The organism is Halomonas sp. NPDC076908, assembly GCF_050269715.1.
Classification (GTDB): Bacteria; Pseudomonadota; Gammaproteobacteria; order Pseudomonadales; family Halomonadaceae; genus Vreelandella.
Map to the genome: position 1 here is coordinate 20550 of NZ_JBNNIW010000041.1, position 6586 is coordinate 27135.

The following is a 6586-nucleotide window of genomic DNA, read 5'->3' on the forward strand; positions in this document are numbered from 1 at the left end:
TTAGAATAAGCGCGGGTTTAGGATTTACCTTGCAGCTTCACTCCCTTAGCCAGGCGCCCGACCACGCTGCCTTTACGGCATAGCACTCTACTTTTTACTGACGAGGTATGGCGGCTTCCGCCACGAGCAGGTGTGGGTAGCTATACTATCTAATCATTGCTATGGGCTTGCACTCACCCCTCTGCCTGATAGGCTATTAAAGCCATTAGGCCAATTACTGAAGCGCTAACGTATGGGTTCAAAAAAGTCAGACGATTAAGCCGCAACAACCTTACTTTCTCGTTGTTGCGGCAGCCTGCTTAAACCAATTCCTTAAAGGTAGGCCGCCGCCAAATAATCTTATTTGCGCGGAGGTTTTATCGTGCCTATTAAAAATCCTCACCTGTGGGCTTACAGCCTGCCAGTAGCGTTGGTGCTACTGGCTCCCTTTAATATTCTCGCGTCGCTCGGTATGGATATTTATCTGCCGATAGTGCCCGCGATGCCGGAAATTCTCGGCACAACACCCGAGATAGTGCAGCTAACGCTTACCCTCTACATGATTATGCTTGGCGTAGGTCAGGTTATCTTCGGGCCGCTTTCAGACCGTTTTGGTCGGCGCCCGATACTGATTGACGGGGTATTGGTATTCGCTGTCACTTCCTTGGCACTCGCGATGACCACCTCAGCTTGGCTTTTCGTTTTACTCCGACTAATTCAAGCTGCCGGGGCAGCCGCAATGCTGGTGGCCGTTTTCGCAACGGTGCGCGACGTTTATGCGGATGCTCCCGAAAGCGCAGTTATCTATAGCTTAATGAACGCGATGTTGGCTTGCGTTCCCGCGCTCGGCCCCATTGCAGGGGCCTTAATGGCGAGATATTTCGGCTGGGAAGCCATATTCCTTGTCCTATGTATCTCAGCGCTCGCAGCACTCCCTTTCGCATTGCCGAAATGGCATGAAACGCGACAAGTTAGAAAACCATCAAACAGAGCCGGTTTTGGCTTAGTGCTTAAAAGCCCTTACTTCTGGGTCTATACGTTGGCTTTCGGCACTGCGATGGGAGCTTTCTTTGTGTTCTTCTCTACCGCCCCGCGAGTACTCATCGAAGGGGCTGACTTTTCTGAACTGGGTTTTAGCGTTGCCTTTGCCACGGTAGCTATCGTGATGATTGCTACAACGCGCTTCTCCAAACGCTTCGTGGCACGCTGGGGAATCCCTGGATGCGTAATACGCGGGATGCTAATGCTACTTTTCAGCGCAAGCTTGCTTGGGTTGGGCGAAATCTTCCTGACAGCCAGTTTCTGGTCTTATGTCGTACCGATGTGGCTGGTTGCGGTCGGCATCGTATTCACAACATCGGTGACAGCCAATGGCGCGCTTCACGAATTCAGCGAGATGGCAGGAACAGCCGTTGCACTGCACTTCTGCGTTCAAAGCCTTATCGTCGGGGTGATAGGAACAGGCGTGGTGATAGCGCTAAATGGTGGCACCGCTTGGCCTCTCATCGCTTATACAGGCTGCATGGCAGCGATTACGTTGGCTGCGCTTGGAGGATTGACACGGTATAAACAGTAAAGATAAATAGCCGTCCCTATTCGGTGGCGATTCGGCCTTTCATAGCAGCGATCGCCACTACACGGAGCCATCCACTGTTCGGCCCAGCACCCAATAACGTGTGCTGCGGCCACCGTCAGGTAGCTTGTAAAGAATAGCTAGACCTCCCAAGGGTTAACTACGCCCACATTAGCCGCCTCAAATGGCGCCATGTCGCGTGATGCGACTTGATAGCCCTGGGATACGGCAATCGCTGCAATATAGCCATCCGGCACGGGAAAACCACGCCCGGCGGTCCGAGCCGTTACGGCTAGTTCGGCATACTTGCTAGCGGCGTCAGCGTCAAAAGGCAAAATTCGCCCTCTGAACAGCGCCATAAGGCCATCTAATGCTTCGTTGAGCATGTCCTTGCGCTTCCCGTTAGGCAGTGCTGCAATGCCAAACATCAACTCAGCCAGTGTGACAGTAGTCAGATACAGGGTTTCGGCCGACTGCTCATTAAGCCAAGCTTTGACGGCCGGATCAGGTTCGGGTTTCATCGCCTCGGAAATGACATTGGTATCGAGAACGATCATTCAAACCTCATCGGCTCAGCAGTTGTCTTGTCGCGAACCTGTTCAATGGCTGCAACATCTTCATTGGTCAACCCAACTTTACGGCCCAAAGCTGCCAGAGCATCGCCCATTTTGAGGCGATTTGCTGGACGTGTGGCTTCTTCCAGAATGGCACGCACTTCAGCCTCAGCGCTGCGATGATTTTGCTTGGCACGGGCTTTCAGTGCGTTATGTACTTCGTCGGGAATACTTCTGATCGTCATCATGCCCATAGCTCGACCTCCTATCGCATGTAGTAATTGCGGCGGCACCCTATCTGCATTCAAAATATCACATCGAATGCATAAAGCAAGCATATGGACGATGCTTGCATCAGAGAGCTAGTTCGCTGAGAAGATCGTAGTAGACCAACCGTTTGCAAGGGTCATGATGGTGCTATCCCAGCACTACACGAGCCGATTGCACCGATGATTAAGATCATATTGTGAACCGATTAAAATTTATATTCGGCTCATGGGCTAGTAAAGGGGGTTCTTATAATAGGGCTCAGCCACGTAAAACATCTAAATTGAGCGCATCGGTAGTTGCTGCAAATACAAGTGGCACTACTGCTCCGCGCCAAAACAGCTATTCACTACTGAATATGAACCATTGCGTCAGGTTCTTTCATGGCATGGGAATGTCTGCCATTCTCAGCAGCCAAATACAGAGAGGGCGGTCTCTTGGACCACCCTTTCGTTCTATGCGTGAAGCGGGAATACGGAAATAAAGCAGATTAGCACTTACCTTCAATACGTAGCTTCTCGCCTTCCTGAATGCCAACTTGGCGTTCTTGCTGAGCCCAGTTTTCCAAATTTTCTGCCAATATGTCTTTATCTTCCACCAAACTGTTGAACTGTTGGCTAAGCGGTCAGCAGCTCCATTTCCCCGCGGCTACGAACCGGATGGCGAATTGTTTCTTTGGCTATATTCACTTCCAATGCCACTTTCGCAGTCTCCAGCACTGCAACATCAATTTGGTAACCCCCTCGGGTCATCAGCCAGTCAAGCACCTCCGCCAGGTGCCAGATTGAGGCACTACCTTCGTGAACCGGCACAGGAAACGTCGCTCGATGGGTAAGCATCAGCTTTCGCATTGCCTGTCGCGAAACGCCCACAACGTCTGCTACATCCGTCAGGCCAACAAGATCCGGCGAAGCCTCGATCAGCCGCGCGGAAGGGATCGCTTTTTTTACGTCAACCAGGGCAGTGTGAACCGCTTCCTCGGCGCTGCCCGCTTCACGAGAGAATTCCAGCGCCAAGCGGCCCGGCTGCCCCACGCCCACCAGAGCATCATCGCAACCGGCAGCACCCAAACGCTCCACTAGCGCATCTAGGTCGGAGTCACTATCAGCCAGTTGGTATTTCAGCGTAAAAACATATTCCATTCTTCAATCCTCCGGCTCCGCTTCGTCTCGACGCTTGTGGGTCGAGCACTTGTCCACCACTCTCCGAATTGCCCGGGCGTGGCTGCCGGGATTTTTCGGTGTACTCTACACGCTCGCGATACAAAACTCACCGCAGCGGCATTCATCATCATTATAGGGACAGTAAATCTTGCCCCAGGCGTGACTACCGCCGACTTCAACTCGCCAGCCCTCCGCTTCCGCATGTTTGAGGGCAGTTTCGATCTCTTTTTTCGGATGTGCTGGACGAGTCATTATTTGCCTCTGAGTATGAAGTCCGCCCCAACGGTTGTCAATTGACAACCGTTGGTACAGCAGTTCATATGCTTGCCGACGTTCATCTAAACGGATAGACCCAAGTGTCTCTTTTAGCTCCCTAATAAAAATTTAAGAAAGAATATCAGTAGGTGCAACACTTAACCTGACGCTGGGGACTTTCATGGCATGGGAGTGTCTGCCATCCTCAGCAGCCAAATACAGAAAGGGCAGTCACTTGGACTGCCCTTTCGTTCTATGCGTAAAGCGGGAATACGTAAATGGAAGCAGGTCAGCGCTGACCTTCAGTGCGCAGCTTAGCCACTTCATCTAACGCCAAGCCTGTCGCTTCAGCAACCTGCTCATCACTCAACACCTCACGCAGCCAGCCCAATAACGCTTCGCTGCCTGCGCGTTGAGGTGCGCCCTGGCGTGTGTATAGGGCGATGGCATCCCAGGGCAATACCGTGCCCCGCGACAGCCGCTTGCAGTAGCAGTGGATAACTATCGAACACAGCACTCTCCGCTGCCGCGATATCAAAGTGCCCCATGGCACGAAACCAGCCACCCCACTCCAGCCAATCCGCCGGGTCAGTGTGGTGGTGCAGTAGCCGCTGGTTCAGCAAAGCGTTGAGACTCAACGGCGTAGTGACCCCTTTCAGGTAAGCAGGGCTGCAGACCGGAAATATCTCGTCCTCGGCGGTGAACACCAATCGATGGCTCCCGCTAGGCCTACCGTTGGTTTGCAGCGCAATGTCGAAGCTGCCACTAAATTCGGTAATCGGCCTTGTCGACGTCGCCAGTTGTATCTCAATGTCAGGATAGCGACGATTGAAGTCAGACAGCTGTGGCATCAGCCAATAGAACGCTTCGCATAACTGGCAGAACATTACGACGCGCTTTTCATCCGGGTCGCCACGCAGCGCCTGAGCCCCGTAGCAATACTTTCCAGCGCCTGGGAGACCGTACGGCCAAACTCACGCCCTTCACGGGTAAGAAACACACTGCGATTACGGCGTTCGAAAAGCATCACGCCAAGGTCTTCCTCCAGCGCACGGATCTGTCGGCTGATAGCCGCCTGGGTCAGGTGGAGCTCATCGGCCGCGCGCGAAAAGCTTTCAAGCCTGGCGGCAGCCTCAAAGGGACGCAGCGTCGCCAGCGGTGGAAGAGACTTGATGAAGTTATCCATAATCTGAGCTCATGCATTGTGACGTAGAAGTCGTTTGAAGCGCTGCAAGAGGCAGCGGCATTCTAGAGCGGAATTCATACCTGGAACGCTGCAATGAAGGCCACCGCTGAACCACAAGATAATATCCTACAGGGCATAAGCCTTATCGTGGGGGCTGTGTTTCTGCTGGCGTTGACCGACGCCCTGGTTAAGTATCTGAGTGCCAGTATGTCGCTATGGCAACTCTATGTCATCGCCTCAACATTCTCGCTGCCGATACTCTTTGGATTGATCATTGGCCATTCAGGCCCCCACCCCAAGGTAAAATCACGCCGCTGGGTGGCGATAAGAAGCCTGCTGCTGTTGCTGATGTGGATAGCCTACTACGCAGCACTGCCGCTGATTCCACTCTCGGTGGCGGCGGTCGCCATTTACACCACGCCGCTGTTTATTGCCGTGCTGGCTGCTTTTGGGGCAGGCGAGCATCTTTCACGCCAGGCGTGGCTGGGCATTCTCTGCGGTTTCCTGGGCGTGGTGGTGGTGTTGCGCCCTGGCGGCGACACCTTTACACCTGCCACACTGCTACCCGTGCTTGCCGCCCTCTTTTATGCGCTAGCTATGCTGGTCACTCGGCACCACTGCCAAAGAGAGCACCCCTTACTTCTCACTCTAGGATTAAATCTAGCCTTCCTGGCAGCAGGCAGTCTCTTCAGCGTGCTGGTGGCAATCAACAGCACAACATCGCTCGCCGAACGCGCGCCATTCCTGTTCGCCGGTTGGCAACCGCTAGACGCCACAGCGTTATTGATCGTGGGCGCCTACGCACTACTGCTGATCATTGTGAATACCGGGGTGGCCAGGGCCTATCAAATAGCCCCTTCAGCTTTGATCGGCACCTTTGATTACGCCTACCTCATCTTCGCCAGCCTTTGGGGCTACCTGCTATTCAGCGAAGTGCCCGATGCCATGACTTGGCTGGGTATGGGCATGATCTTAATCGCGGGGGTGATGGTGTTACGGCAACAGCGGAGCTAATCGATATTCTGCTTACTTCTTCGCAACCAGCACCTATTCGGCATGCGCCTTCTTGATAGGAATGAAGTGCAGCCCCCCCACCACCCCGGCCGCCTTCACCGTCGCACGCCCAGCGTCGGCACTCACATCGTCCAATGATGCTGCGGTCAACTTCGCCAATGCGGCAATGTCGTCCAGTAATCCTATCAAGCCGCCTATGGCCATGGGTGCTTCCTCCGTGAATAACTGTTGCTGATAGTAAAGCACACAGCGGCTGGGGCGGATCGCCTTTTTTGGCCTAAGAGCATCGCCAACACTGTCTCACCGATGGTTTGCCGTTAAGACATATGAGTCATTGTATTAGCCAGTACCAGCATAAGGTTTAATTTACTCTCGTTTTGCTCACCCAGAGTGACTAAAATACATTTTGTATAAACCTCCGCCGTCCATAAAATGCGCCCGAATGGCCTTATGCTATTTGTGTCTGATACGTTAATAGGGCCAAAGGCACATTTCTGAAGACCTGAATCCGTGAAGCCGGCGCCGACACTTTCCCTATCACCGCCAGCGAGCACTTTTTGATCATTCGCCCCGTGCAAGTTGGCTTTCGCAAGCC

General features: G+C 53.3%; 10 protein-coding genes. 2 read left to right on the top strand and 8 right to left on the bottom strand.

The window, feature by feature from the left end; translation table 11 throughout:
- Positions 1–367 precede the first annotated feature (367 nt).
- Complete coding sequence (gene cml, locus ACQKE4_RS17775; protein ID WP_427389628.1) at positions 368–1555, top strand: CmlA/FloR family chloramphenicol efflux MFS transporter; 1188 nt, start codon at positions 368–370, stop codon at positions 1553–1555.
- 137 nt (positions 1556–1692) lie between these two features.
- Here the strand turns inward: cml and ACQKE4_RS17780 are convergent, their stop codons facing one another.
- From ACQKE4_RS17780 to ACQKE4_RS17805, 6 genes are all read right to left on the bottom strand, one after another.
- Positions 1693–2109 carry a type II toxin-antitoxin system VapC family toxin gene (locus ACQKE4_RS17780; protein ID WP_427389620.1) on the bottom strand — a complete coding sequence of 139 codons (417 nt, stop codon included), beginning with the start codon at positions 2107–2109 and terminating at the stop codon, positions 1693–1695.
- Positions 2106–2360, bottom strand: coding sequence for a FitA-like ribbon-helix-helix domain-containing protein (locus tag ACQKE4_RS17785; protein WP_290674620.1), 255 nt, complete (start codon positions 2358–2360; stop codon positions 2106–2108). Before ACQKE4_RS17785 ends, ACQKE4_RS17780 begins: the two co-directional genes overlap by 4 nt.
- Positions 2361–2990: 630 nt before the next feature.
- On the bottom strand, positions 2991–3515 hold the full coding sequence (locus tag ACQKE4_RS17790; protein WP_427389621.1) for a helix-turn-helix transcriptional regulator: 525 nt from the start codon (positions 3513–3515) through the stop codon (positions 2991–2993).
- Between the two features lie 105 nt (positions 3516–3620).
- On the bottom strand, positions 3621–3788 hold the full coding sequence (locus tag ACQKE4_RS17795) for a hypothetical protein (protein WP_427389622.1): 168 nt from the start codon (positions 3786–3788) through the stop codon (positions 3621–3623).
- A 377-nt stretch (positions 3789–4165) separates the two neighbouring features.
- Positions 4166–4678 carry a LysR substrate-binding domain-containing protein gene (locus ACQKE4_RS17800; protein ID WP_427389623.1) on the bottom strand — a complete coding sequence of 171 codons (513 nt, stop codon included), beginning with the start codon at positions 4676–4678 and terminating at the stop codon, positions 4166–4168.
- Positions 4678–4977 carry a LysR family transcriptional regulator gene (locus ACQKE4_RS17805; protein WP_427389624.1) on the bottom strand — a complete coding sequence of 100 codons (300 nt, stop codon included), beginning with the start codon at positions 4975–4977 and terminating at the stop codon, positions 4678–4680. The genes ACQKE4_RS17800 and ACQKE4_RS17805 overlap by 1 nt, the downstream gene beginning before the upstream one ends.
- Positions 4978–5070: 93 nt before the next feature.
- Between ACQKE4_RS17805 and ACQKE4_RS17810 the strand changes: the two genes are divergently transcribed.
- On the top strand, positions 5071–5991 hold the full coding sequence (locus ACQKE4_RS17810) for a DMT family transporter (RefSeq protein WP_427389625.1): 921 nt from the start codon (positions 5071–5073) through the stop codon (positions 5989–5991).
- Positions 5992–6024: 33 nt separating this feature from the next.
- On the opposite strand, the gene ACQKE4_RS17815 is transcribed toward ACQKE4_RS17810, so the two are convergent.
- Complete coding sequence (locus ACQKE4_RS17815) at positions 6025–6195, bottom strand: DUF808 family protein (protein WP_427389626.1); 171 nt, start codon at positions 6193–6195, stop codon at positions 6025–6027.
- A gap of 113 nt (positions 6196–6308) precedes the next feature.
- The coding region (locus tag ACQKE4_RS17820) for a hypothetical protein (RefSeq protein ID WP_427389627.1) at positions 6309–6586 on the bottom strand (278 nt) is incomplete at its 5' end.

Bases quoted from the DNA above. Each gene is read 5' to 3' on its own strand.
- ACQKE4_RS17785 (WP_290674620.1), bottom strand. From the start codon at position 2,360: ATGGGCATGATGACGATCAGAAGTATTCCCGACGAAGTACATAACGCA.
- ACQKE4_RS17795 (WP_427389622.1), bottom strand. From the start codon at position 3,788: ATGACTCGTCCAGCACATCCGAAAAAAGAGATCGAAACTGCCCTCAAA.
- ACQKE4_RS17810 (WP_427389625.1), top strand. From the start codon at position 5,071: ATGAAGGCCACCGCTGAACCACAAGATAATATCCTACAGGGCATAAGC.
- ACQKE4_RS17780 (WP_427389620.1), bottom strand. From the start codon at position 2,109: ATGATCGTTCTCGATACCAATGTCATTTCCGAGGCGATGAAACCCGAA.
- ACQKE4_RS17805 (WP_427389624.1), bottom strand. From the start codon at position 4,977: ATGGATAACTTCATCAAGTCTCTTCCACCGCTGGCGACGCTGCGTCCC.
- ACQKE4_RS17800 (WP_427389623.1), bottom strand. From the start codon at position 4,678: ATGTTCTGCCAGTTATGCGAAGCGTTCTATTGGCTGATGCCACAGCTG.
- ACQKE4_RS17815 (WP_427389626.1), bottom strand. From the start codon at position 6,195: ATGGCCATAGGCGGCTTGATAGGATTACTGGACGACATTGCCGCATTG.
- ACQKE4_RS17790 (WP_427389621.1), bottom strand. From the start codon at position 3,515: ATGGAATATGTTTTTACGCTGAAATACCAACTGGCTGATAGTGACTCC.